Here is a 21,510-nt window from a genome sequence, read left to right on the forward strand (position 1 = left end):
GCAGGACTTTACGCAATTCTTAAATCAATGGCACTCCGCACCAGAAGTGTACGATGACGCGCTCGATGCGCAGATCCACAAGTGGTATTACGATTACCTAACGGACAAGTCTCGCAAGGTATGGCCTCCTCGCGGCATTCCGTACTTTTCTCCGTCAGCCGCCAATTCGGATGCTCGCGGGCTCTACGAAAAGATGCGCGGCGCCAAGAAGGAGCAGACGGAACGTCCACCGCATCAGGGACGCTGGGTGCGCCTGGGAACGTCAATCGGCGACATGATTCAGCGGGACGTTCTCTTTGCAGAGCAGCATTATGCCCGGCACATGGGCGAGAATCCTCCATTCAAGTTCGAGCGTAACGGACTCGGCGAGCCGCTGTTTGAGGAGTTTGCGAAGGTATCGAAGATCGCGGAGCACGCCGGTCAGACGTTTGGACTTTACGGCACGGGTGACGGTATTATGCGTGTTTATGTGCCGGAGTTGGGGCGTGAGATTCGCGTTGGGCTCGAAGTAAAATCGAAGCAGACTACGTATTCGATGACGTCGGGCTTCTCCGCGCGTAAGGGGCCGAAGGAGGACCACGTGAAGCAGTGTATAACGTACTCGGCGATGTACGGAACGCCGTCCGATCCGCTTGATTACTACGTTATCCTCTACGTAAATGGCTCTAAGAAGGCGTGGGAGATGACGCCCGAGGACTTCGAAAAGAGCCCGGATATTCTCGCGTTCGGCCTACACATTACGGACGAAATGCGCACGGAAGTCCTCGACCACTTCGCGGGAATTGTTGCGGCAGCCGAAGCGGGCGAGCCTCCGAAATTGGACATCGACAAGTGGACGTTCAACAATTTTAAGCAGGCGTGTGCCTTATCGCTATCGCCATCCGAGCTTGCGGAAATCGAACGCCAAGTCGCAGCCCTACAGCGGTCCAACCTCCCCGATCATAAAAAGCGTGGCCCAGCGCAAGCCCTAGCGGATATACATCGGATTAGAGCGGAACACGGAGCCGTGAAGGAGGCGGCCTGATTGACGTACATTATCGAGTCCATTCGCACGCACGGCGGTACTCCGACTGATCGCGAAGCCCGGCGTAAGGGCCAGCGCGTAGAGATTCTGAACCTTAACGTAGGCCAGGCGCTCCTTCTCGTGTATCGCGACGATCACAATAAGATCCTGCAGACCTCTCGCGTTGAGAGCATCGCAGGGTACGACGTCCTTACGGTTAAGACGGCGAACAGCGTATACACTTTTCGCAAAGGAGGCGTTAGCCCTGGCGGATCAATCGGCCACGAACCGAAGTAAAGAACCGGCGTATCGCATACTAGGTTTAGACTTATCGTCTTCGCCCGGAGCTGCGGCGATCGAGGTGCGGAATAGAACTCCGTATCTCATCGCGGCCTCGTCCGTGGCTACAACGAAAGACGATACGGATGCCGTGCGGAATGTTGCGGTCGAGTCGTTTATCTCGCAATTCATTTACGAAAATAGGCCGTTCGATATCGTGGTTCGCGAGGACTTTACCAGCGGGCGGAATAAACGGGCGACGCAGCTCGTATTCGGATCATGGGCGGCTGCTGACCGCGCACTACTGGCGTTCGGCTACCGTGCGGAAGACCTGAAGCCTGCGCTGAGCCCGACCAGCGTTAAGAAAATCGTAACCGGAAATGGAAAGGCGGAGAAGCCGGAAGTTGCGGCGGCTGTACGTAAGTGGCTTCGGTTGCCTAATGGTCCAGACGGTAGTCCTTACAAGTTTCGAGCCGGATACGATGATAGCGACGCGTGCGCTGTAGCGCTGGCGTACTTGATTCGTGAGGGTCTAATAGATACGGAAGGAGTTGTTGCGGCGTGAGGAAATATCTTGGTACCGCACATGTATCCGGGTACGGCGAAGACTTTGGGAAACGGGTTCATGAGTACGCTAATAGAGTTTCCGAGGATGGGCGAGAATTGGAGTTCCACTACGCCCAGTCTATAGAACCGTCAGGCCGAGCGCTGTTCTCAGCGTTGATTATCTTCTATGAGGCTGCCGCATGATCGCGCGGGTACGTCCGGACGCAACGGTCGCCGAGCGCCTTCTCATGTTCCAGCGCGAGGAGGTTGCGAACTTGGAACGGGCTGTCGCGACTTATGGCGCAATGGCGGCGGAGTATGAACGGAGATTGGCGGAAGCCCGGCTTAGATTAGCGGACACAGAGCGGAGAGTAGCGGAGTAATTCCGTTGCCCTCCGTTTTTTTTATTTTGCGAAAAAGTGTGCGGAATCAAAACGAGCCTTCTATTAAGCAACATAAGCGCAAATCACACGCGCTAATCTCAAAACGGAGGCGATCGTATATGAAGACGCAATATAACGAAGTTAAACGCAAAGCAGCGGTGGGCGAGCGTATTAAGATTGTCAAGACATTCATGCCGTGTGGAGAGTACGAAGTAGGTGATATTCTCACGGTTAGCACCGCGCGTTTCCCCGGCAATTGGACGAACGTTGTCTTCGCTGAGGGCGTAGGTGTTGGAATCAGACACAGCGAATACGTCGTTCTCGAATCTGATCCGCTCTACGATAACTTCCGCCAGTTTGTGCGTGACAATGCGGACGGCCTTCGCAAACTTCTAGCGGAGATAGATAAAGTAGAGCTGAGAGTGAGCGCAGTACCGGTGTCCAAGCCGTTAACTCGTGCGGAAGTCATCGAGAAGGCGCGTAAGGACGTGGCGGAGTTGATTCGGATTGGTGGCGATATATGGACAGACCTGCCGAAGGGAACTCCGTTCCATAATCGCACGTACTACGCTGAGTTCCACGTTAACCGCGAAAAGCGTGCGGTCACAGCGCTTATTTACCACGGACGGAATAAACGAAATATGCCCGACGCGAAAGGCATCGCCAAGTGTGCGCCTGGTGACGTATTCCACGCTGAGATCGGCAAGGCAATTGCGCTTAGAAAGGCGTTGGGGCTGCCGATTCCGACCGAGTATACTGACGCGCCGCAGCCGGATGAGCCGCGAGTGGGTGCGGTTGTTCGCAGAACTACCGGGCGGTGTATAGGAGAAAACCGGGTGCTTAAACGAAGAGTTCCGGAAAATGACGGCGGTGAGTACGGAAATCACGCATTTGTAACGGACTTTGGCGGTTGGCTTGCGGACAAACAATACGAAGTCATTGACGACACTGACGTTGACTATGGCGCCGTGTCCGCGAAGGAGACTGCGTAGATGAAGATACTTAACGCACTAATTGCGGCATATTGGTCGGTTCTGTTTTTCGCGTACATCTTCGGTATCTACGACCCGGACGGTATTATCGTTGGATTCGCACTATTTTTCTGCGCTGTAGTATTCGCTGACATCGCGTTTGAGGAGGCGCGGGAATGAGCCCCGTTAAAATCGTAGACAAAACGCAGGCTCAACTCATTGCGGACCGACGCGCTGACCGGGCGGAGATGCTTGCGGCCGTTGCGGATAGAACGGAGAATGCGCGCAGGCAACTCGGTCTATTAACGGAATTATTCGAAGGAGGACGTAGAATGAACGTACAAATCAAGCGCCTACATCCGGATGCGGTCGTACCGCGATACGCTAAGCCCGGCGATTCAGGATTTGACCTCGTAGCGGTAGAAGAGGTGGTTATCGCGCCCGGAGAGACGAAGGCCGTTCCGACGGGTCTTGCGTTCCAGATCCCCGATGGTTACGAGCTGCAGATACGGCCACGGTCCGGAGTAACGAAGAATACGAAGCTGCGCGTTCAACTCGGAACCGTTGACTCTGGATATCGCGGTGAGGTTGCGGTGATCGTCGATAACATTGCGCATCCAGAATACGAAATCGACCACTTTGAGAATGAGCCGTACGAATTGTGGACCGTTAGGCACAACGCACTTCATACGATTGATGGAACCGGATGCTCCCCGCAAGGGAATGTATTAACGGAGGACACTGTGCCAGTAGGAACGTACATCATCCGCAAAGGCGGCCGCATAGCCCAAGCGGTAATCGCACCGGTCGAGCGCGCCACGTTCCTAGTAGTCGCGGAGTTATCGGAGTCGGAGCGGGGCGCTGGCGGCTTCGGACATACGGGGGTGAGCGCTGAATGACCGTAATTATTGTAGCAATTGCGTACTATGCGGTGCTTGTTCTCGGATTAATCGGACTCATCGCTCTAACCGGCGCGGCCGCCTACGGACTAACTCGTCTTTACGCTTACGTAATCGAGTGCGTACTGGCTGCGAAGAAATTGACGGAGTTGTTTCGCGCTTTCATGAGGGAGCGCAGGGCTCCGGAAAGGAGAGTGCGTAAATGACGCAATGGGCGCATGAACATCCGTTTCTAACGTTTTTCATTGTCGTAATTGGCGTCGGATCAATATGCGAAGCAGTCGCTGCGTTCGCTAAACGAAATTAGAAAGAGGGCGAAAAACTTGACCGATGCGATCTACGTAATTCTGATCGATGAGCGGCCGTATCGGAAAGACGGCGCAATCCGGACGTATAAAACACGAGAACGCGCTGAGAAAGAGGCGCGGAAAGTCGCCCGCTACTGGTCCTATCGGGATTGTACGTTTTCGGTAGCAAGATTTGCGGTAGTTGAGCGGGAGAAAATAGCGGTTGAGCCCTACAAAGACCGCGCGGTCCCCGCACCGTATTCAATTTCGAAGGAGGACGCCTAATGAGCGCTGAAATCATTTCGTTTCCTAACAAGGTCGCCGATGTACTCGAAGAAGCCGCAGTCATGGCGCGACGTGGAGAAATCACTGGCGTAGTGATTGGCGCTATGTTAGCGGGTGGCGACACGTTAACTGCTCACAGTGGCGTTAACTTCCGTGAGCGAGGCGTGCTTATAACGGATCTGAACGATAAGCGGACGCTCGATTTTATTGACGTAAATTTCGAATAAGGAGGCGTTATCTTGGCGCAATTAAGCGGAGTAAAGACGATAAGCAGTACGGAGATTGAGTACGGAGGTAAGCGGTACGTAAAGACGGAAGGGTTTGGCGAGCCCGGAGATATTGTACGGAGTGATTGGGATTATTCGTATCTACCGCAGGGGACGTTTTACCTCGTCGGCGCGGAAGGTAGTTTCGCTGACTTGGACGGTGACGTGTACGAAGTAGACACGGAGATGGACGATGAAATCACATTATTCCGCAAAGTCACCGGAAAAGACGGAAGAAAAGCGGAAGTTATTAATCGAGGAAGAGTCTATACAACGTATAAACGGTTTGCGGAGAAGCACGGATATCCGGACGCTGCGGTAAATAGCGATAGCACAGATAGCCGCAAGGCTATGAAAAACGGGGATATTGTCACGCTTCTGACGAGAGGAACCCATGAAAATCCTAGCTGGGGAACGCTATGGATCGTAGAGACTGCGGAAGGCGAGCGTTTTATCATCAACGAAGGAGGATTACGTATTCTTCCTTCTACTTCGGAAATCATCGCTCAAAAACGTACCGAACTCGCGGCTCTAACCGCTGAGATCACGGCCCTCGAAACGCAACTTGCCGAGGAACAAGCGCTCAAAGTTGGCGACTGGGCGCGCGTTGTCAGCCGCACGTATAACGAAGAGTTCCATCACGGTGATATTGTTCGCGTAATTACTGTGGATAGCTCGGACATCCCTTATCAGGTCGAGTCAGCCGGAGGAATGACGGATTGGGCTTGTAGCACCTCGCTCGAAAAGATCACGCCAGCCGATGCACGCGCAGCCCTTATCGCCAGCATAGACGAGTTGTTCGGCGGGGAGGAGGCGGTTGCATCAGCGGCTTAATACACGTAGTAGTATCGCTTATTATCGCACTGTCCGGGATTAACGGAATTCCGCCTAATATGAACGTTAAGCCTGCGCAAGTATCTTCGGAGTCAACAGGCAAGGCTCCGAAGGCACAAACGCAGGTATCCGCTAAGTCTTCGCCAAAAGACGTGAAAAAGCGGACAGCAAAAATATACGCGGTTACAGCGTACTCTGTCGGCGATGACTACACGCCAAGTACCGGCATTACCGCGTCGGGTAAACCGGTCGAAGAAGGCGTGACGGCCGCGTGTCCGAAGGAACTGCCGTTCGGGACTAAACTGCGGATTGAGGGCGTCGGCGATCGAGTATGTACGGACGGGGGAGGACGAATTAAAGGGCGTAAGATTGACGTTTACATTCCGAAAGTTAAGGACGCCCTGATTTTCGGTAAGAAGAAGTTACGCGTGGAGATACGCGCCGGGGAGTAGGAGCACTTGACTTGCGTTTTTCTTCTATTAACAAATCTACGACTCCACGTTCATGAATAACTCTCCTGGTAGCAGTTGATGCGATTAGGGCGCCAACTCCTATTACGAGAAGTAGAACCATCAGCCCGGTAACCTTTATCTCTGGCGGAATAATGGCATTAGTGATGATGGCAATCGACACAGTAAACATGATTCCAGTAAGCGCGAATTGCTTATTGTTCTCCTCAGCAGCGAGCAGATTTAGTCTTAATAGTTCTAGCTCTTCAAGGGTGTAAGAAGAGAAGTTATCTTTTAACTTCTTTAATTTCCTCAGTGTCTTTCTGTCCAAAAACAAAACTACCAACCACCAATCTTCTTTTCTAACTATATCGGAAAATATTAGGAGGAATTTGAATGACTTTAAATTTTACTGTATTAACCGACGAACTCGGCCTGCAGCGTGAATATCGCGAGGTTAAGCGTAAGGCGGCCGAGGGGGAACGGATTAAGAATCTTCGCGCTAGAACCGACTACCCCAGAGGCACTATAGCGGAAGTCCTCCGACTGGACATCTCCGGGGATGCGGTGACTAAAGATTTAGTAGGGGCTACGCGCTACTCCGATGACGAGTCGTACGTAGTCCTCGAACCGACCGACATTATCCGTATCGGCGACGTCAGATACCGCTTGGTCAATCGGCCGGCTGCGGTGGGCGAGCGTGTTGTTATCACGAAGGTAGACGCTGATTATTGGGCGTTCTCGCTCGGCAATGTCGGGATAATGAAAGATGGCGGTTGGATCGATTTTAACGGACAGGGGAACGTCGGATATGACGCTGAAGACGGCGTATGGAGAACCGGAATAGTGAACGGAAACTCACAGTACAAAGTACTCGAACCGGTAGATTCCGCTTCGACAACGCTGCTCTCCACGAAGCCAGCAACGGAACAAGTCGCGGAGAACATTGCGTCATTGGCCGCCCGCTTTCAGACGCTTGAGGAAACGGTCCGCAATCAAGCGGATAAACTCCGTGTCGCACGCCTGGACATCGCCCTCATTAACGAAGGCTTTGCGGACGAGCTGGCGGCATTGAAAGAGCGTATCGAAGCGCTTGAGCTCGCAAGTAAGCCGAAACATGTCGGCATCGGCGGTCTAACCGGATCAATCGAAGCTCTAGCGAAAGATCTATGTAAATTCGGTAACACGGAAAAGACCCCGCAGCAGCTCCGTGACGAGATCGTTGAGCATGCGAAGACTGACGTTAAGGCGCTGTTATCCGGAAAGCTGTATAACGTACCTATTTGCCACAGTCCCGGTTCCAAGGCAATTTACGATCCGGACGGATACGACTCGGTTGAGTTCGTTATTAATCGAGATAAAAGGACTGTAGTTGCGCTAATTAGTTCGTCATTCCTGGGAAAGACGATTTGGGCGAGAGGAATCGCTAAAAGCGCACCAAACAACGTATTCAACGCACATATCGGTATGGCAATCGCGCTGCGCCGTGTGCTGGGACTCCAAGTGCCTGCGGAATATCTGAGCGTGCCGAATCCGACGGAGGTTCGCGTGGGGGATATCGTAGCATTCGATAACCGAGGCGGTGAGCGCTTGGTAATGCCGGTGACTGAGGTAGAGGGAAAGAAACTCCGCGGCACCGTCAGCGGTATTTCCGGATTTGTTTACCTTGACGCTGCCGAACGGCATGGGGCGCCTTGTACGAATCCGAAAGTGATCGACGACTCACGCATGAGCGAAGTTGAGGACAGCGCCGGATCACGGAAGGAGGTGGCTGCTTGATGGCTCAAGCACACGCAGTGTACGTTCTCTACTACGAAGGCGCACCATACGAATACACCAAGCGTGCAGCCTACTACACAGAAGGAATGGCGAATGCGGCCGTAACGCGTGCCGTCGATGACTTCGCTGGTTGGCGTGCTAGTGACGAGAGAAAGGCGGAGTTTCGCGTTAAGTTTTCGGTCGAGAAATATGTCAAATCGGAGGTGGCCGCGGAATGACGATAGTATTTACATGGATCGGCTTCACCTGCGCGACGCTCGTTGTCCTCGCGCTGACTTACACAGCGGTCGTGTACCTCGCATACTTCGCAGTGATTAAGACAAACGTTCTTTCCAAGGTGCTCCGCGTCTTCTGGCGTTTTTACAGGACGCTGCCTGATTCGAAGTTTGGCCGCAACGTGCGCTATTGGGCGTTGATTTACGATACGGATACGAATACTTTTGCGCACGCCAAGGCGCTAAACCGTGAATTTCAAACGGAGGCTGAGTTCGAGGCAATGCGTGAAAAGTGGCGGCAACAGAATACGCGAAAGAGAGGCGATAAAGTTGACGCTGCCTAACATTGGTCTCATTGGTCGTCTCCGAGCAGGGAAGGACGTTGTTGCTGCTTATCTCGCGGACAAGTGCGGATACACGCGCTTTGCTTTCGGCGACCCGTTAAAAGACGATTTCCACCGCCGATATCCCGAGATTCCGCGCGAACCGAAACCTCGCGCTGGCTACCAATTTCACGGACAGTTCATGCGTGAGCACGTTTCGGAGGATATATGGATCACGAGCTGCCTTGCGGAAGTAAAGCGCCAGTATTACGGTAGCTTTGATTTTCGCGCCGTCATCTCTGACGTTCGCCAGCCAAACGAGTACGGGCGCCTAAACGCTGAGGGTTACGTCCTTATCCGCGTAGAGTGTCCGGACGCAATTCGCATCGATCGCGCTATTAAGTCCGGCGACAGCTTCGCTTATGCGGACCTCATGCACGGAACGGAAACGGCGCTAGATGGATACGCTACGGACTTTACCGTTGTGAATGACGCAGGCCTGCCGGAGCTGTACGCGCAGATTGACGAGATAATGCGTTATCTATCGCTAGGAAGGCGTGAGGCCGTTTGATCCACACATCCGCAGAACTAAACGCACGTGTTGCGGAGGCGTACGACCGGGGCTTTGCGATGGGCAAGCGGTTGGGCTATTGGGCCGGGTATGCGGACGCAGTGAAGGGAGGCGCTGACTTATCGGAAAAGCATCACGCGCAAGATGGGACGGAAACGTCCGAAGCATGGCGATCATCGCAAAGCCACGCGAACAAATAACGGCGGAGGACCTCGACTTTCTCCGCCAGAACTACACGTCAACAGGCGGGCTCTTACCGAATGCATACGCAGGCGGTGCCTTTTACACGCCGACACACGTTGCCCGCTTCATTATCGAAGCATTGCGCGGTCTCTCCGACGGTAAGTTCCCGGTTGGCTCAAGTTTTCTCGAACCGTCGGCAGGCAGCGGCGTATTCATCGAACACCTGCCGGAAGACGCGGAGGTCACTGCGCTCGAACTCGATGAGACAAGCGCAAAGGTTACGTCGCTCCTATATCCGAACGCTAACGTAATCCAGGGCGATGCGTTCCGGTTCGACCGTCGTGATTACTACGATTACGTAATCGGAAACCCTCCGTACGGCGTTAGTATCGATATCGCGGCCGAAGACGTACCGGACGAGTTCGTGACGTTGACGAAAAAGAAAGGCGGCCGACTCGGCGGCAAGTCAGAGTGTGCGTTCATCGAACTTGCGATTAAAGCGGTCAAGCCCGGCGGTTATATTGCGTTCGTGCTTCCTCTGGGTCTGAATTACGCTAATTATGCGGAGAAAGTGCGCCAGCTATTGTACCAAGCGTGTTGGCACGTAGCGACTGTAATGTTGCCGGGCGAGACGTTCGCGCTAACTGGTACAACGATTCCAACGCAAATTTTAATCGTGCGGAAAGCGCCGCCAGGAACTCCGCTCATTCCGTCTGCAGAGAAGCGGTGGGGATCGAATTTCCGCAGTGATTACGGAGATATAGCCGACTTTGGTGCCAAATTTCTAGCGGGGCAACCTCCGGCCTACTTCGCGAAAATAACGGATATCGGCTACGACAAAGACGGTAAATCAACCGATAAATGGGGCGACGGACTCACGCAACTGGACGAATTGCTCGAAGACTTTACGGACGATTACCTGGTGCGCTCGAATTTGTATCCGCATATTCCGTCGTGGCACAGTCTCAAGGACGTCAGCACGTTCATGTTTTCTCACGGTAACGATACCTGTGACGGGCACCAAATCGCAAGCAAAACATACTCAGACGGGCCTTACCGTTGGAATGAACTGACACTAGGCGCCGGCAAGGAAATCGAATGGCGCGGTAAAGGCGGAGCTGAGCTGGTTAGTACGTTTGACTTCGGCTGGCAGGATCGGATTGTAGCGGACTATTACGTAGAACTTGCGCAACAGGGACAAGAGAAACAGGCAATCTCTCGTCCGGCGGAGACAAGCGCGAGTTCAACCATTAAGGAGGCCGCATAATGCACTACTTTGACCGCTTCCATCCGCTAGGTTCTTCACGATGAGCCGCAATCTATACGCATCTGCACACAGGCTGGCCGTGAGATCTACATTTGCAAGTCGCCCGCCGAGTTAGAGACCGGATTGGAGGCCTACAGATGGCATCATGAAATACCTGTTAACACGGCGGCATATTGATTCCGCAGTTAGAGCCCGTAGGGGACCATCCCCCATTACTAATGCAAATATGACATTTGTTATTTATGCATAATTTTGAACCTGGGGAATATTCAGTACCCGCATATACACAATTTGTAAGTAAAGGTTGGCCTTCGCTTTTCTGTGCTGTAAACGTTGAAATTACTATTACCAGAAGAATAAACAACACAAGTATTACTCCATTGTTTGTAGAATTACCCAATCAAATTCCTCCTTTTGTTAAACAACAATTCATCTTATGCCTACGAGATACTTGTGTATGGATGAGTGTCTATGCCCAAGTTAAAAAATGTGAAGGTTGCTGTGCCCACGCGATGTGCCGCCGTAATCAAAAGCGGGGAACAATCAATGAGGACGGAGACCTCACGAAACTTATTCGCAAATATCAATCTATGAAAAATTCAGAATAGAAACCGCATCTATATCGACGCTATTACGTGCGGACTTATTCACATAACGTAAAGCGCCCGATATCTGCGGAACTTACACGAAAAAGGAGCGGATTACTATCGGACACGTCAAGAGGGATATCCACGCATCTGAACGGAGATACACGGTAACATACGCACTTAACGACGTGGCTGGCGTTAAGAAACTATTACGTGACCGCCACGCAATTTCAGCCGCTAGATTCACGGGCGATACGGCTGCCAGCGATATTCTTATCGATTTGAACAGCGCAATCAATTCGGCAGGCTTATCCGAGCGTCAAACGGAGGCCGTTGCGTTAGTATCCGGTTTTGACCTTACGCAGAAGGAAGCGGCCGCTGTTATGGGAAACTCACGCGAAGCCGTCGCTAAATTGTACGAAGAGGCTGCGGTTAAGATAGCGGAAGTGTACAAGCGGTGGGAGTACGGGGAAGTTACGGCTGAGTACGAACTTGAAACGGAAGAGGAGGCGGCCTGATGAGCGAAATTAACGTTGTATTATGCGGAGACAGCGCCGAGATACTTCGCCAATACCCTGACGCGTTCTTTGATAGCGTGGTTTGCGATCCGCCTTACGGACTGTCGAAAGAACCAGACATTATCGAAGTGCTTACGAAATGGCTGGCGGGCGAGTCGTACGATCACGGTCATGGCGGATTTATGGGCAAATCGTGGGACTCTTTCGTTCCGCATCCGGACGTCTGGAAAGAGGTTTGCCGCGTATTGAAGCCGGGAGGCCATGCGCTTGTATTCGCCGGAACTCGGACACAGGATTTAATGACGATTGCGATGCGGCTCGGCGGATTCGAGATACGCGATGTTATCGAGTGGCTATATTTTAGCGGATTTCCGAAGAGTATGGACGTGGGGAAGGCGTTTGATAAGCGCGCAGGGGTAATGCGTAAGGTTATCGTAGAGGGTCCGACCGTTAAACGGATGATTCCCGGTGCAACCCAAGATAAGACCGGCTCGTGGATAAAGGACGATGGTCGTACGTTCACTCAAACTATTACCGCGCCCGCAACCGAACTCGCCAGCAAATGGGACGGATGGGGAACCGCGCTCAAGCCCGCACACGAACCGATTATCGTCGCCAGAAAGCCGCTCGCCGGAACCGTAGCAGAAACGGTCGAGAAGTACGGAACGGGCGCTATTAATATCGACGGCTGCCGAATCAGACGCGCTGCAGGAGACCGTACAGAATACGGCGTCACAGGTGACGAGGGCAGCCCGACAGTCAACGCATATGGACAGCGCGAACGTGTCGCATACGTTCCGGATGAGACAGGACGCTTCCCCGCAAACTGCGTCACAATGGACAAGGACGCGTTTTACTCTCCGTACTTCAACGTTTCACCGGCCGAACTATCGAAAAAGGCTAATAAGAAAGACCGTAATCTGTGCGCGGATGGGTCGCAAAGCTCCGTTCCGAACACACACCCGACTGTTAAGCCGACTGAGCTTATGCGCTGGCTTATCCGCTTGGTAACGCCGCCAGGAGGAACAGTTCTCGATCCGTTCGCGGGTTCCGGTACGACTCCCGTAGCTGCGGCAATGGATGGATTTAATTATGTTGCGATTGACCTCGCGCAAGAACACGTTGATATTATTAACGCACGCCGGACCGGTGCGAAGGAGGCGGCTTAATTTGACGTATATCGAACGCACAAAAGCCGACATTGAGGCGTTAGAGACTGCGCTAAGAACGCACTTCAAGGCCGCTGAATCACCGCCCATTCCGTTCTCTTATAACGGAGTCACTTACGATATTCGCGACCGAGAGACGCGCATGCTCTTAGTGGCCGCGATCCAGGACGCTTATTACCAGGAACACGCCGAGTTTAATCAGCGGGCTCTCGACGATTGGTACGCGAAGGGCTGTCGCGGTGAGCGGCCGTCGCCGGTATTTCCGGATGCCGCGTTAATGGATCGGCTGACTGACGCGGTTTTGAACGAGGAGATCACGGACCCGAATCCGCATAAGATCGCACAGACGGAGTACCCGTTTATGTCCGAGCGCCAATTGGACTTGCGACGTGACCGTGAGGCGTCCGAATGGGCTGCGAAGGCGCACGGCTCTGACGGTAAGGATTACCGGGAACCAACGAAAAGAAAGCGGACGGCTTACGAAAATTACTGCGTGGAGAAGAATGCGCAAAGGTCCGCGCAGTATAAGCGGGATACCGCGGCAGGTCCAGTATTGCGAAGGGTAAGCGAGCCGTTTACGCAGTGCATCGGACTCGGGCGCAGGTGGGCGGAAGATATGGGCGCGATGAACGAGGTAATAGTGGAAAGGGCGGAGGAGACTCCGCTTACTCTTCCGGTTGTAGCGTAATTAATTTTTTAAAATGATAGTCCATTTACAGTAATATATAGGAAAAATAACCTGTGTCTATAGAACTAATTATGCTATATTAAGAAAAAATATGAATTAAAGGAGATTTTTATGAAAAAGAAGTTAGCCTTACTTGTATTCTTTCTTTTAGTCTTAGCCTTACCGACCTCTATTGCTTCTGCTTCGACAATCGCAGTAGGTGGTAAAGCCTTCTCAAGCAGCAATGCTCCAGGGGTAAGTCCCGACTATGCTTTTGATGGTAAGTTTCTCACAAAAGAAGACCCTAATGTTGGGTTTTGGCAATCAGTACCCGGAGTGCAGACGAACGGGGTTGCTTTCATAGGATATGATTTTGGGAAGGGGAACGAAAAGAGTGTAGAGAGTATAGTTGTTCAACAACATCCGAGAGAAGGATTTTCCGTTTCAAGTGTGAAAGTGCAAAACTTGAAGGCTGACGGTACTTGGAATGATGTGGGGACATATGATGTTAAAATGTACGACACAACCACTCTTAAACTTCCAACAACTGAGAAGTCGCAGGCTTGGAGATTGCTAGCGAATTCAAACGTTTCTAGAGAGTGGGCGGTTGTTGAAGTAGAACTACAGGGACCAGCCTCAGTTGATCCACCGACTAATCCAGAGCAACCGCCAGTTTCAGGAGAGCGCGCTCTATTAACAATCACAATGCTCAACGGCATGGAAAAAGAATACGACCTTTCTGCTCAAGAAGTTTCTGCATTTATTAACTGGTATGATGCGAAAGACGCTGGAAACGGTCCGGCAAAGTATGTATTCAACAAAACGTGGAATAAAGGTCCGTTCAGTAAGCGGACAGAGTACGTAATCTTCGATAAAATTCTTACGTTTGAGGTTAGTGAATACACGTTAAGTAAATAGGACAAAAAAAAAAGAAAGAGCCCCTACTAGCGGGCTCTTTTTAATTTGCGTCTGTTTTCTCAACGATAAATAACGCTTCAATACTTACGCCGAGTGCCCGTGCGATCGCGAATAAGTGGGCGGCCTCGTGGCGGCTGTTTTTATCGAAACGGGAGATCGAACCTTGCGGCACACCGGACATTTGCGAAAGCTGTGTTTGAGTGATGTCGAATATTATAGTCACGCCGGCCAATGGTTATATGGTAAAATAGAACATACTTTTCCAATTATTCATAATATAAATTAATAGGTGGGAATAAGATGTTCAAATTAAATGCTGAGCATGGTCGTATGATTGGCAAGGTAAAGAGTAAAGAAAACGTGACTAAATCAGCTTTAACTTCTCTTAGGTTAGCTTTAAAGTCTTATTTTAAGACCTACCAGGTTGCGTCACAGAAGGGTATAATTAACGACTTATTAGTGGAAGAAAGCAACCCCTTTTATGATTTTAGTCAAAATAATATTGACTTATTTTGTGATAATACAGACTACCAAGAAGTATACCTACAATGTATATTTCATTTTCACCATTTCTTCGAGCTCCTACTAAAAGATGTGTTATCTAGTGTCCACCCTAAGCTCGCCTACAAAGTAAAACTTGACGGTGATAACTCTGCTTTAATTTTAGAAATTCTTAAGAACAAACAATCTAATGATCTGAGTAATGATAATACCGCAGAATTTCAGACATCTTTGAACCGAGTAATAAAACTAATGAATATTCAAGACGAAAATATTCCTATCGTATCTAAGGTTATTTGTGACAATAAGCAAACCCTAGTAGACCTGAATACACTAAGAAATCGAGTTTGGCATAAAGGATTGTATGTTCTTAGACTTAACGAGTTGGATCAATTTATATCTCAAAATATACTGCCTCTCGTTGTTAATTGCCTACAAGCTACAAACTATAATAATTTGGAAAATTATTGGAAATATAAAAAAGCTCCCTTAGACCCAATAACTGAGATAATTAATTCGGGACAAGGAGTCGTTGATTATGGACGCATTGCGTTTTATAAGGCGTATGGCCTAGCTTGTTATTCGATGCCTATTTGGAAATCTGATCTTGATGAATTTGAAAAAAAGGCAGAGGCTATTGTCCGTGCTATTCATGGCATGACTGTTGATTCCTGTTTTGTTTGTGGGAAAAATACTCTCCTTATTAGTACAGAAGCTGACTATAATTCTGATGAATTTGGGGTTCCAGTAAGTATCTGGGTTAAGTCAACAGCCGCGGAGTGTCTGAATTGCTCACTGAGATTATTTCCTGATATAGGCGAACCGTGTTCTCACGGTGTTGAATACGAGCAATTGTGGAGATTCGAGGATGTACTTTAAGATACCCAACACTTACCGCCTCTATCCGTAGTAGCCACGCGCTATAATCGTATAGAGGTGTTTTCTATGTTTATATCCCCGATGTTACTCGAAACGGCAGCCGCTCCGTTCTCGGATTCGCGCTATATTTTCGAACCGAAAATTGACGGCCACCGTTTAATATATTCGCAGGAGAGCGGCGTTGTCCGCCTATACACGCGCCATAATAACGACTGTACCCGGCAGTACCCGGAGATCGCCAACGCTGTATTCCCGCATGACATCGTTCTCGACGGAGAGATCGCGGTCTATGATCCGCAAACCAGCGTAGTCGACTTTGAGTCCGTGATGTCCCGCTTTCAGGCGCGTCGGGCCGATAAGATAACGCAGCTCAGCGCCCAGTTACCTGTTACGTTCGTTGTTTTCGACATCCTGCGGTACAAGGGCGAGGACTTGCGCCAATTACCGCTCATGCAGCGCAAGGAAATACTTGCGGGCTTATCGCTACCGAACGCTCATTTCGGCGTTGTTCCCTACGTGGAGGGAGCCGGAGAAGCGTTGTTTACGCAGATGCAGGCGCGATCGCTCGAAGGCATGGTCGCTAAGCGTACGGATAGCACGTACGTCAGCCGACGGTCGGCCGCATGGCAGAAGGTGATCAACTGGTCTTATGCCGACGTATGGCTGACCGGTTATAAGAAGGCGGAGTTCGGCTGGCTTGCGGCTGTGCAGGCGGATAATAGCGCGAAGATACGTCCGGCTGGCATTATCGAGCATGGCGCTAGCCCAACGCACAAGAAGGCGTTTTATGGCGTGGTGAAGCCGCTGATTACCGGAGAGGATCGCGAGTTTGTGTACGTGGAGCCGCGGATAAGAGCACGCGTGAAAATGCGAAATTGGACTCGCGCAGGGATGCTGCGGAGTCCGGTGTTTACGGAGTTTATTGTTTAATGCAACAGTTACAAAAAGAACGACCAAACTTAGTCAATTCCCAATAAGTTTTCTTCAACGCAACGTCGTGGTTTGGGTTTGTCTCGTGTAAGTCCTCTTGAGCAAATTTAATGAAGCTGTGATCATATAGACTATCGTATACTGCATCATCGGTAAACGTTACTTTGGTGTCAATATATAACAACCCAAGCCTAATGAGGTTGTCAATTGAAGCTCCGTACGCACTGTGGTTACTCTCATTTAGATCCGGGAACGGAAAATAGTTTCTGTAAACTTCCATATATACATCAGAACTCTTGAACAACAGAATAGAGCCAGAGCCAACTTTATTTCTATTCTCAAATAAAAAATTAAGAGCCTTTGCGTCCAAAGGAGAAAGTTGTTTTATTATCTCGACAAAGGCTGGATGAGCTTGTTCGGCAAGTGACTTTGTCACGGATTTAGCTATCAGTTTTGAGAACATTTTTTTCATTGTGTCACTCTCTACGTAATACTTGGAGGCTTCTAGAGCGGGGCCGACAATATTCAATTGAGGATCAATTACTTCCGCAGGTGGTATTTTTGAGACTTCCGATAATAAAAGATCCTTATAGCGCTCGATTTCAATTTGCTTTTTTATTTTAAGTTTTTGTAACGGGGAAAATACTAAATTAAAAATACTGCTTAGCCCTTCTCCAAGCTCTTTAGATGCTGGCTCAAGTGTATTTTTAGCCAATTGAGTCGCTGTTTCAATAGGCGACTTTGCTATATCTAATAATTTTTCTTCATCCATTTATTTTCCTCCTTAGTCTATCGTCACAGCCATAAAAGTAATCCCCTAATACAAGTTTTAATTCTACGACTACCACTTAATTCCTTCCGGGAAACATAGACCGCAGAAGCTACTCGCCAAAGCGGTCTATTTTTGCGTCCAAAACGTCATCCAGTGCAATCCACGTCAATTCTCCGTTACTCACCAGTTTCACCTCGCGCCGATACGTCAACACCGTCTTAACCACACCAGCCACCCAGCAATCTTCAATCATGTCGAATAACCGCAACTTCACCGACACCTGCAGCGTTAGTGACCGGCTGATCGCAGCCTCGATCAGCTCGGACTCCTGCAGAATTAACTCAGGTTTGGTTCGCCGGGCCTGTGCTAGTTGCAGCCGGATTTCCGCCTCGCGGTGTTCTGGCATGATCATCCATGAATTCAATATACCGTTCCCTTTGAGTTTATCCTCCATCGTGCTAGTACTCCGTCCAATAATCGGAGCTACTCTGTTGGGAGGTCACCGTTGCCTCGACTGTCCCGACAGACTGCGCTCCCACGCCTCCAAAATAACGATTGTGTCTATCGCTGGCTTATCCGGCCAATATATGTACTCCGCAAGCATCAATTCGTTTAGCGCCGCTTCAATATCCGCAGGGCTGCGCCCGGTCAGCCGTTCGAGTTCCTTTTCCGTCGGCATCCGGCGTTGCTGCGACATGTAGTTGAAAAGAATCCGTAGTGTTTTACGTCCAAAATCGGATAACATCGTCACCACTCCTTTGAACGTAATTATACGGGAACATGCGTTCTGTTTTCAAGCGGAAGTTTTTAGCTGGCGTATTTAAACGTACAGACATTCCGCATAAAGTACTCGCCGTGGACACGTACGGAAACCTCCGTAATGTCTTCAATTACTCCGCTGCCGACGAGTTCGTCCGCGATAAATATAACGATGGGCACGCACTCAAGTTGCGCGGTGTAAAAGTGGACATTTGCGGTAAGTTCGTTCATAAAACGGTTCATTTGCGTTGATCCTTTCGTTTGACTTGCGGATAACTTCGACAAATAGTGCCCATTTTCCTGCTAAAAGGAGGAAATAAGACCCAGTTATCGAATTATTAGGTATATATAACTGGAAAATATGGGGGATAAGTATGGCAAGACGAAAGAGCAAGGCGAAACAGCAGGAAGAATTATTACAGGCATTACTTGGGGCGGCGTTCGTGTTCCCAGCGTTAGGCATTTTCTCCGCGACGGGATCGCTCGGATCGGCGGTAACGGCCGGTGTTTTATGCGCAGGTATCGTTATTGCGATCATGATTTACGTAAACGTGAAGAGAACGGAGCGGTTAAAACGTTCGGGGATTGCGGAAATTGACAAGATGGAAGGCGTACAATTCGAGCATTACCTCGGACACTTATTCCGATCGCAAGGGTATAAAGCGAAGGTAACGAGTGCTTCGGGCGATTATGGCGCTGACTTGGTGCTGTCTAAAGATGGTAAACGGATCGTTGTGCAGGCCAAGCGCTACAGCAAAAACGTGGGCTTAAAAGCCGTCCAGGAGGTTCAGAGTGCCATTGCGCATTATAGGGCTTCCGCAGGCTGGGTCGTGACTAACCGGGATTACACGGACCAGGCGTATAAGCTTGCGAAATCCAATGGCGTACGTCTTATCGGTAGGGACGAATTGATCGAAATGCTGCTGCAGATGCGGGAAAAGACGGCCGCTACTAAAAAGAAAATTAGCGCATAAATAAACGCCTACATGGCGGAAATAATCCGTTAAGTAGGCGTTTTTCTTACGCATTTTTACCGAGTCTTTTTGCGCTCACTGACGCCGAGGTAGTCTTTAAGCGCGTCTTGAAGCACGTGTGAGTAGTTCACCTTATTCTGCGCGGCTAGATCGTCCAACCATTTCGGAATAGTCAGCGTCTTCTTAACGGCGCGGTCCGCCATCTTATCGCGAACAGGCGGCATCCAGACGTCGATCAATACGGCAGCCTGGCCGGGTTCGAGTGCGATGTCGGACGCTCGCGTTGGTTCCGGGATGATGTCGCCGTCTTCTTCCATTCCGAAGAGATGCAGCGAGAGACAGTCCTTCGCCATGAATAGCGCATCTTCGTCGTTATCGCCGCAGGTAAGTGCGCCCGGCAAGTCTGGAAACTCGATAGAGATACCGTCGTCTCCGTAATCGAAAACGGCAGGGAATACGTACCGGTCTTTTAACTGTTTATCGTACATTTATAATATAAACCTCCTTAGGGAGGAGCTATTTCAGCCCCGCCTGTTTGAGTATACTTGCTATTGTCTTCTTTGGTAAGTCTTTGTTGGGGTGAGGGATTGTAACTTTCCCCGGCTTAGTCGGATGTTTGTATTGGTAGTGGTCGCCAGTTGCTCGTATGTAGTACCATCCGTCCTCTTCAATCATTTTTATTAACTCCCTCGAAGAGTATCCCTTCATGGCATCACCGTCCTTATGGTTAAATTATAATACGTATCATTATACGTGTCAAGATATTTATACGTCTTTTTATACGTGTTTTCCGTCCAGAGTTGTATTTCGTACGATTTCAAAGCTATATAAGTATAAGAGCCGCTTTCATGCGGTCTTTTTTCGTTTAGAGGGTTACATTCTGCTCTATTTCAAAGCTATATAAGTATAAAGGGATTTTAAGGGCCGCCACACGTGCGGTCTTTTCCCGTTCAGGGAACACGTAAGCATACGAATGATGCGGGTATACTCCGCACACCTTACGTTATTTCTAACAACAAATAGGAGGCGTTGCATATGGCCGGAAACACTGGCGAACTGGGCGTTAAAGTTAACGTAGATATTACGGATGCGATCCGCGGACTTAAAGCGGTACAACGTGAGGCGAAGAAAGCTGCGCAGGCATTGCGTGAGCTAGAGACGGCGCAGAAGGCGGTGTCAAATGGCGCAGAGTAGACGATTAGCAGATCCGGAAACGGGCGAACTTATATACGCGACTGTCCTTGATTATGGCGACCGTGTCATTACAGAATCCCAACGTAAGGGAGCCGCTGAACACTTCGAACGAGAAACGTTCAAAGGGCGCAATGCCGGCTTTACTTTTACGTCTATGGACGACATCCACTACGTAACCGAGCGACTCACAACGGCACAATGCGGATACCTCCTCGTGCTACAATGCTACGTTGATTATGACGGCGGCCGCATCGTTAAGGCTCGTGGCGAATCGATGAATACTGCGGACATGCTTAACGTTCTGCAGCTCAAACGAAAGCGCAGCACGTTTTACGACTTCATGAGCGTTTGCTTAGAATCCGGCATCATAACAGAAGACGGACACGGCAGCTATTACGTTAATCCGCGTTATCACTTCCGAGGAGCTACGCAAAACCGCGCAGTTATCCGTACATACACGGCAAAGGTGCGCCAAGCTTACCGCGAAGTTAAGGCGGTTGATCTCGGCCTCATGTACAGGATGCTACCGTACGTCCACGTAAGTAATAACGCGCTCTGCGATAACCCAACGGAGCGCGATCCGAAGAAAATACGTTGGTTTAACGGAAAGGGCCTAGCGGCTGCGATCGGAGTCGACGAGAAGACGTTAACGCGTAGACTTCCGTATATGAAGTTCGGAGGCGAGTACGTTATTGCACGGACGTCTGTCGGTCCGCAGCGCATGTTCCAGTTCAATCCTAGCGTGTTCTACCGCGGTAATAAGACGCCGGACGAGTCGTTGATTGCGAAATTTAACGGACTGGTCGCTTAAAAAGTGACCTTATTCGGACAAATCAGCGAAAAAAGTGACTTTATTCGGACACTCCGAAATGCCGTTGAGACCTTACGCGGTACAGGATTCCGGCATTTTCGGGGTGAAATTATATCTAGTCTTTGTTATACCGCAATTAATGCAACTCGTTCCATATACTGCGGAGTTAGCAACCGGAGAAGATCACTCCGACACTACGGACCAAGAGCAGGTCCTTGTGTACCACATAGAATACGCGCATAAATCAATTAATAGTTCGGAGCCGACAGGCGACGGCAAGGCCGAAAGGCC

The 21,510-nt window shown here is 50.2% G+C and carries 34 protein-coding genes; 27 read left to right on the top strand and 7 right to left on the bottom strand.

Annotated elements, in window-relative coordinates; all coding sequences use genetic code 11:
* Window positions 1-46: 46 nt before the first annotated feature.
* The 22 genes from BN6628_RS08650 (at window position 47) to BN6628_RS26605 (ending at window position 14,399) form a co-directional block, all read left to right on the top strand.
* Window positions 47-1,024: a hypothetical protein gene (locus tag BN6628_RS08650; RefSeq protein ID WP_187386122.1), complete on the top strand. Its 978-nt coding sequence runs from the start codon at window positions 47-49 to the stop codon at window positions 1,022-1,024.
* Entirely contained in the window at window positions 1,025-1,300 is a 276-nt protein-coding gene (locus BN6628_RS26075; protein ID WP_157692466.1) for a hypothetical protein, read from the top strand.
* On the top strand, window positions 1,188-1,847 hold the full coding sequence (locus BN6628_RS08655; RefSeq protein ID WP_157692467.1) for a crossover junction endodeoxyribonuclease RuvC: 660 nt from the start codon (window positions 1,188-1,190) through the stop codon (window positions 1,845-1,847). The genes BN6628_RS26075 and BN6628_RS08655 overlap by 113 nt, the downstream gene beginning before the upstream one ends.
* Window positions 1,844-2,032: a hypothetical protein gene (locus BN6628_RS08660; RefSeq protein WP_068616524.1), complete on the top strand. Its 189-nt coding sequence runs from the start codon at window positions 1,844-1,846 to the stop codon at window positions 2,030-2,032. Before BN6628_RS08655 ends, BN6628_RS08660 begins: the two co-directional genes overlap by 4 nt.
* Window positions 2,029-2,211 (top strand): hypothetical protein, encoded by a 183-nt coding sequence (locus BN6628_RS08665; protein ID WP_068616526.1) that lies wholly within the window; start codon window positions 2,029-2,031, stop codon window positions 2,209-2,211. Before BN6628_RS08660 ends, BN6628_RS08665 begins: the two co-directional genes overlap by 4 nt.
* Window positions 2,212-2,330: 119 nt before the next feature.
* Window positions 2,331-3,203 (top strand): hypothetical protein, encoded by an 873-nt coding sequence (locus BN6628_RS08670; protein ID WP_068616528.1) that lies wholly within the window; start codon window positions 2,331-2,333, stop codon window positions 3,201-3,203.
* Window positions 3,204-3,362 carry a hypothetical protein gene (locus tag BN6628_RS26080; protein ID WP_157692468.1) on the top strand — a complete coding sequence of 53 codons (159 nt, stop codon included), beginning with the start codon at window positions 3,204-3,206 and terminating at the stop codon, window positions 3,360-3,362.
* Window positions 3,363-3,514: 152 nt separating this feature from the next.
* Window positions 3,515-4,081, top strand: coding sequence for a dUTP diphosphatase (locus BN6628_RS08675; protein ID WP_068622121.1), 567 nt, complete (start codon window positions 3,515-3,517; stop codon window positions 4,079-4,081).
* A complete protein-coding gene (locus BN6628_RS08680; RefSeq protein WP_068616531.1) occupies window positions 4,078-4,287 on the top strand; it encodes a hypothetical protein in 210 nt (69 codons plus the stop codon). Before BN6628_RS08675 ends, BN6628_RS08680 begins: the two co-directional genes overlap by 4 nt.
* A 117-nt stretch (window positions 4,288-4,404) precedes the next feature.
* Window positions 4,405-4,653, top strand: a complete 249-nt coding sequence (locus BN6628_RS08685) for a hypothetical protein (RefSeq protein WP_068616532.1) — start codon at window positions 4,405-4,407, stop codon at window positions 4,651-4,653.
* Entirely contained in the window at window positions 4,653-4,880 is a 228-nt protein-coding gene (locus tag BN6628_RS08690; RefSeq protein ID WP_068616534.1) for a hypothetical protein, read from the top strand. Before BN6628_RS08685 ends, BN6628_RS08690 begins: the two co-directional genes overlap by 1 nt.
* Window positions 4,881-4,892: 12 nt before the next feature.
* Window positions 4,893-5,753, top strand: coding sequence for a hypothetical protein (locus tag BN6628_RS08695; RefSeq protein WP_068616536.1), 861 nt, complete (start codon window positions 4,893-4,895; stop codon window positions 5,751-5,753).
* Window positions 5,754-5,812: 59 nt separating this feature from the next.
* Window positions 5,813-6,205 (top strand): 3D domain-containing protein, encoded by a 393-nt coding sequence (locus BN6628_RS08700; RefSeq protein WP_082926849.1) that lies wholly within the window; start codon window positions 5,813-5,815, stop codon window positions 6,203-6,205.
* 393 nt (window positions 6,206-6,598) lie between these two features.
* Window positions 6,599-7,981 (top strand): hypothetical protein, encoded by a 1,383-nt coding sequence (locus BN6628_RS08705; protein ID WP_068616538.1) that lies wholly within the window; start codon window positions 6,599-6,601, stop codon window positions 7,979-7,981.
* Window positions 7,978-8,199: a hypothetical protein gene (locus BN6628_RS08710; RefSeq protein WP_148449269.1), complete on the top strand. Its 222-nt coding sequence runs from the start codon at window positions 7,978-7,980 to the stop codon at window positions 8,197-8,199. Before BN6628_RS08705 ends, BN6628_RS08710 begins: the two co-directional genes overlap by 4 nt.
* Window positions 8,196-8,540: a hypothetical protein gene (locus BN6628_RS08715; RefSeq protein ID WP_068616542.1), complete on the top strand. Its 345-nt coding sequence runs from the start codon at window positions 8,196-8,198 to the stop codon at window positions 8,538-8,540. Before BN6628_RS08710 ends, BN6628_RS08715 begins: the two co-directional genes overlap by 4 nt.
* Window positions 8,527-9,090, top strand: a complete 564-nt coding sequence (locus BN6628_RS08720) for a nucleoside/nucleotide kinase family protein (RefSeq protein ID WP_235847605.1) — start codon at window positions 8,527-8,529, stop codon at window positions 9,088-9,090. The genes BN6628_RS08715 and BN6628_RS08720 overlap by 14 nt, the downstream gene beginning before the upstream one ends.
* A 166-nt stretch (window positions 9,091-9,256) precedes the next feature.
* Entirely contained in the window at window positions 9,257-10,540 is a 1,284-nt protein-coding gene (locus BN6628_RS08730) for an HsdM family class I SAM-dependent methyltransferase (RefSeq protein WP_068616546.1), read from the top strand.
* Between the two features lie 775 nt (window positions 10,541-11,315).
* Complete coding sequence (locus BN6628_RS08735; protein ID WP_235847606.1) at window positions 11,316-11,645, top strand: sigma factor-like helix-turn-helix DNA-binding protein; 330 nt, start codon at window positions 11,316-11,318, stop codon at window positions 11,643-11,645.
* Window positions 11,645-12,814: a DNA-methyltransferase gene (locus tag BN6628_RS08740; protein WP_068616551.1), complete on the top strand. Its 1,170-nt coding sequence runs from the start codon at window positions 11,645-11,647 to the stop codon at window positions 12,812-12,814. Before BN6628_RS08735 ends, BN6628_RS08740 begins: the two co-directional genes overlap by 1 nt.
* A gap of 1 nt (window position 12,815) precedes the next feature.
* Window positions 12,816-13,502 (top strand): hypothetical protein, encoded by a 687-nt coding sequence (locus tag BN6628_RS08745; RefSeq protein ID WP_068616553.1) that lies wholly within the window; start codon window positions 12,816-12,818, stop codon window positions 13,500-13,502.
* 111 nt (window positions 13,503-13,613) lie between these two features.
* Window positions 13,614-14,399 carry a hypothetical protein gene (locus BN6628_RS26605; RefSeq protein WP_235847607.1) on the top strand — a complete coding sequence of 262 codons (786 nt, stop codon included), beginning with the start codon at window positions 13,614-13,616 and terminating at the stop codon, window positions 14,397-14,399.
* Between the two features lie 40 nt (window positions 14,400-14,439).
* On the opposite strand, the gene BN6628_RS25590 is transcribed toward BN6628_RS26605, so the two are convergent.
* Window positions 14,440-14,631, bottom strand: coding sequence for a helix-turn-helix domain-containing protein (locus BN6628_RS25590; protein WP_235847608.1), 192 nt, complete (start codon window positions 14,629-14,631; stop codon window positions 14,440-14,442).
* A 68-nt stretch (window positions 14,632-14,699) separates the two neighbouring features.
* Between BN6628_RS25590 and BN6628_RS08755 the strand changes: the two genes are divergently transcribed.
* Entirely contained in the window at window positions 14,700-15,779 is a 1,080-nt protein-coding gene (locus BN6628_RS08755; protein ID WP_068616555.1) for a hypothetical protein, read from the top strand.
* Between the two features lie 66 nt (window positions 15,780-15,845).
* The gene (locus BN6628_RS08760; RefSeq protein WP_068616557.1) at window positions 15,846-16,709 is read left to right on the top strand and encodes an ATP-dependent DNA ligase; all 864 of its coding nucleotides are present in this window, start codon (window positions 15,846-15,848) and stop codon (window positions 16,707-16,709) included.
* Here the strand turns inward: BN6628_RS08760 and BN6628_RS08765 are convergent.
* The 3 genes from BN6628_RS08765 to BN6628_RS08775 all read right to left on the bottom strand — a co-directional run bounded on the left by BN6628_RS08765 (window position 16,699) and on the right by BN6628_RS08775 (window position 18,226).
* Window positions 16,699-17,481 (bottom strand): DUF4393 domain-containing protein, encoded by a 783-nt coding sequence (locus tag BN6628_RS08765; protein WP_068616559.1) that lies wholly within the window; start codon window positions 17,479-17,481, stop codon window positions 16,699-16,701. The two genes, BN6628_RS08760 and BN6628_RS08765, sit on opposite strands and share 11 nt — an antisense overlap.
* Before the next feature lie 109 nt (window positions 17,482-17,590).
* Window positions 17,591-17,935, bottom strand: a complete 345-nt coding sequence (locus BN6628_RS08770) for a YolD-like family protein (protein ID WP_068616561.1) — start codon at window positions 17,933-17,935, stop codon at window positions 17,591-17,593.
* A gap of 45 nt (window positions 17,936-17,980) precedes the next feature.
* A complete protein-coding gene (locus tag BN6628_RS08775) occupies window positions 17,981-18,226 on the bottom strand; it encodes a hypothetical protein (protein ID WP_068616563.1) in 246 nt (81 codons plus the stop codon).
* 388 nt (window positions 18,227-18,614) lie between these two features.
* On the opposite strand from BN6628_RS08775, the gene BN6628_RS08785 reads away from it, so the two are divergent.
* Window positions 18,615-19,214, top strand: a complete 600-nt coding sequence (locus BN6628_RS08785) for a restriction endonuclease (protein WP_082926850.1) — start codon at window positions 18,615-18,617, stop codon at window positions 19,212-19,214.
* Window positions 19,215-19,270: 56 nt separating this feature from the next.
* On the opposite strand, the gene BN6628_RS08790 is transcribed toward BN6628_RS08785, so the two are convergent.
* A complete protein-coding gene (locus tag BN6628_RS08790; RefSeq protein WP_068616565.1) occupies window positions 19,271-19,702 on the bottom strand; it encodes a type II toxin-antitoxin system HicB family antitoxin in 432 nt (143 codons plus the stop codon).
* A gap of 28 nt (window positions 19,703-19,730) precedes the next feature.
* Window positions 19,731-19,922, bottom strand: coding sequence for a type II toxin-antitoxin system HicA family toxin (locus tag BN6628_RS08795; protein ID WP_068616567.1), 192 nt, complete (start codon window positions 19,920-19,922; stop codon window positions 19,731-19,733).
* Window positions 19,923-20,249: 327 nt separating this feature from the next.
* Here BN6628_RS08795 and BN6628_RS26405 point away from each other — a divergent pair, with 327 nt between their 5' ends.
* Window positions 20,250-20,408: a hypothetical protein gene (locus tag BN6628_RS26405; protein ID WP_187386123.1), complete on the top strand. Its 159-nt coding sequence runs from the start codon at window positions 20,250-20,252 to the stop codon at window positions 20,406-20,408.
* Window positions 20,409-20,412: 4 nt separating this feature from the next.
* Here BN6628_RS26405 and BN6628_RS26085 read toward each other — a convergent pair whose 3' ends face one another.
* Complete coding sequence (locus BN6628_RS26085) at window positions 20,413-20,607, bottom strand: hypothetical protein (RefSeq protein WP_148449270.1); 195 nt, start codon at window positions 20,605-20,607, stop codon at window positions 20,413-20,415.
* A 141-nt stretch (window positions 20,608-20,748) separates the two neighbouring features.
* Between BN6628_RS26085 and BN6628_RS26090 the strand changes: the two genes are divergently transcribed.
* Window positions 20,749-21,219, top strand: a complete 471-nt coding sequence (locus BN6628_RS26090) for a hypothetical protein (RefSeq protein ID WP_148449271.1) — start codon at window positions 20,749-20,751, stop codon at window positions 21,217-21,219.
* Window positions 21,220-21,510 lie beyond the last annotated feature (291 nt).

The organism is Paenibacillus tuaregi, assembly GCF_900086655.1.
Classification (GTDB): Bacteria; Bacillota; Bacilli; order Paenibacillales; family Paenibacillaceae; genus Fontibacillus; species Fontibacillus tuaregi.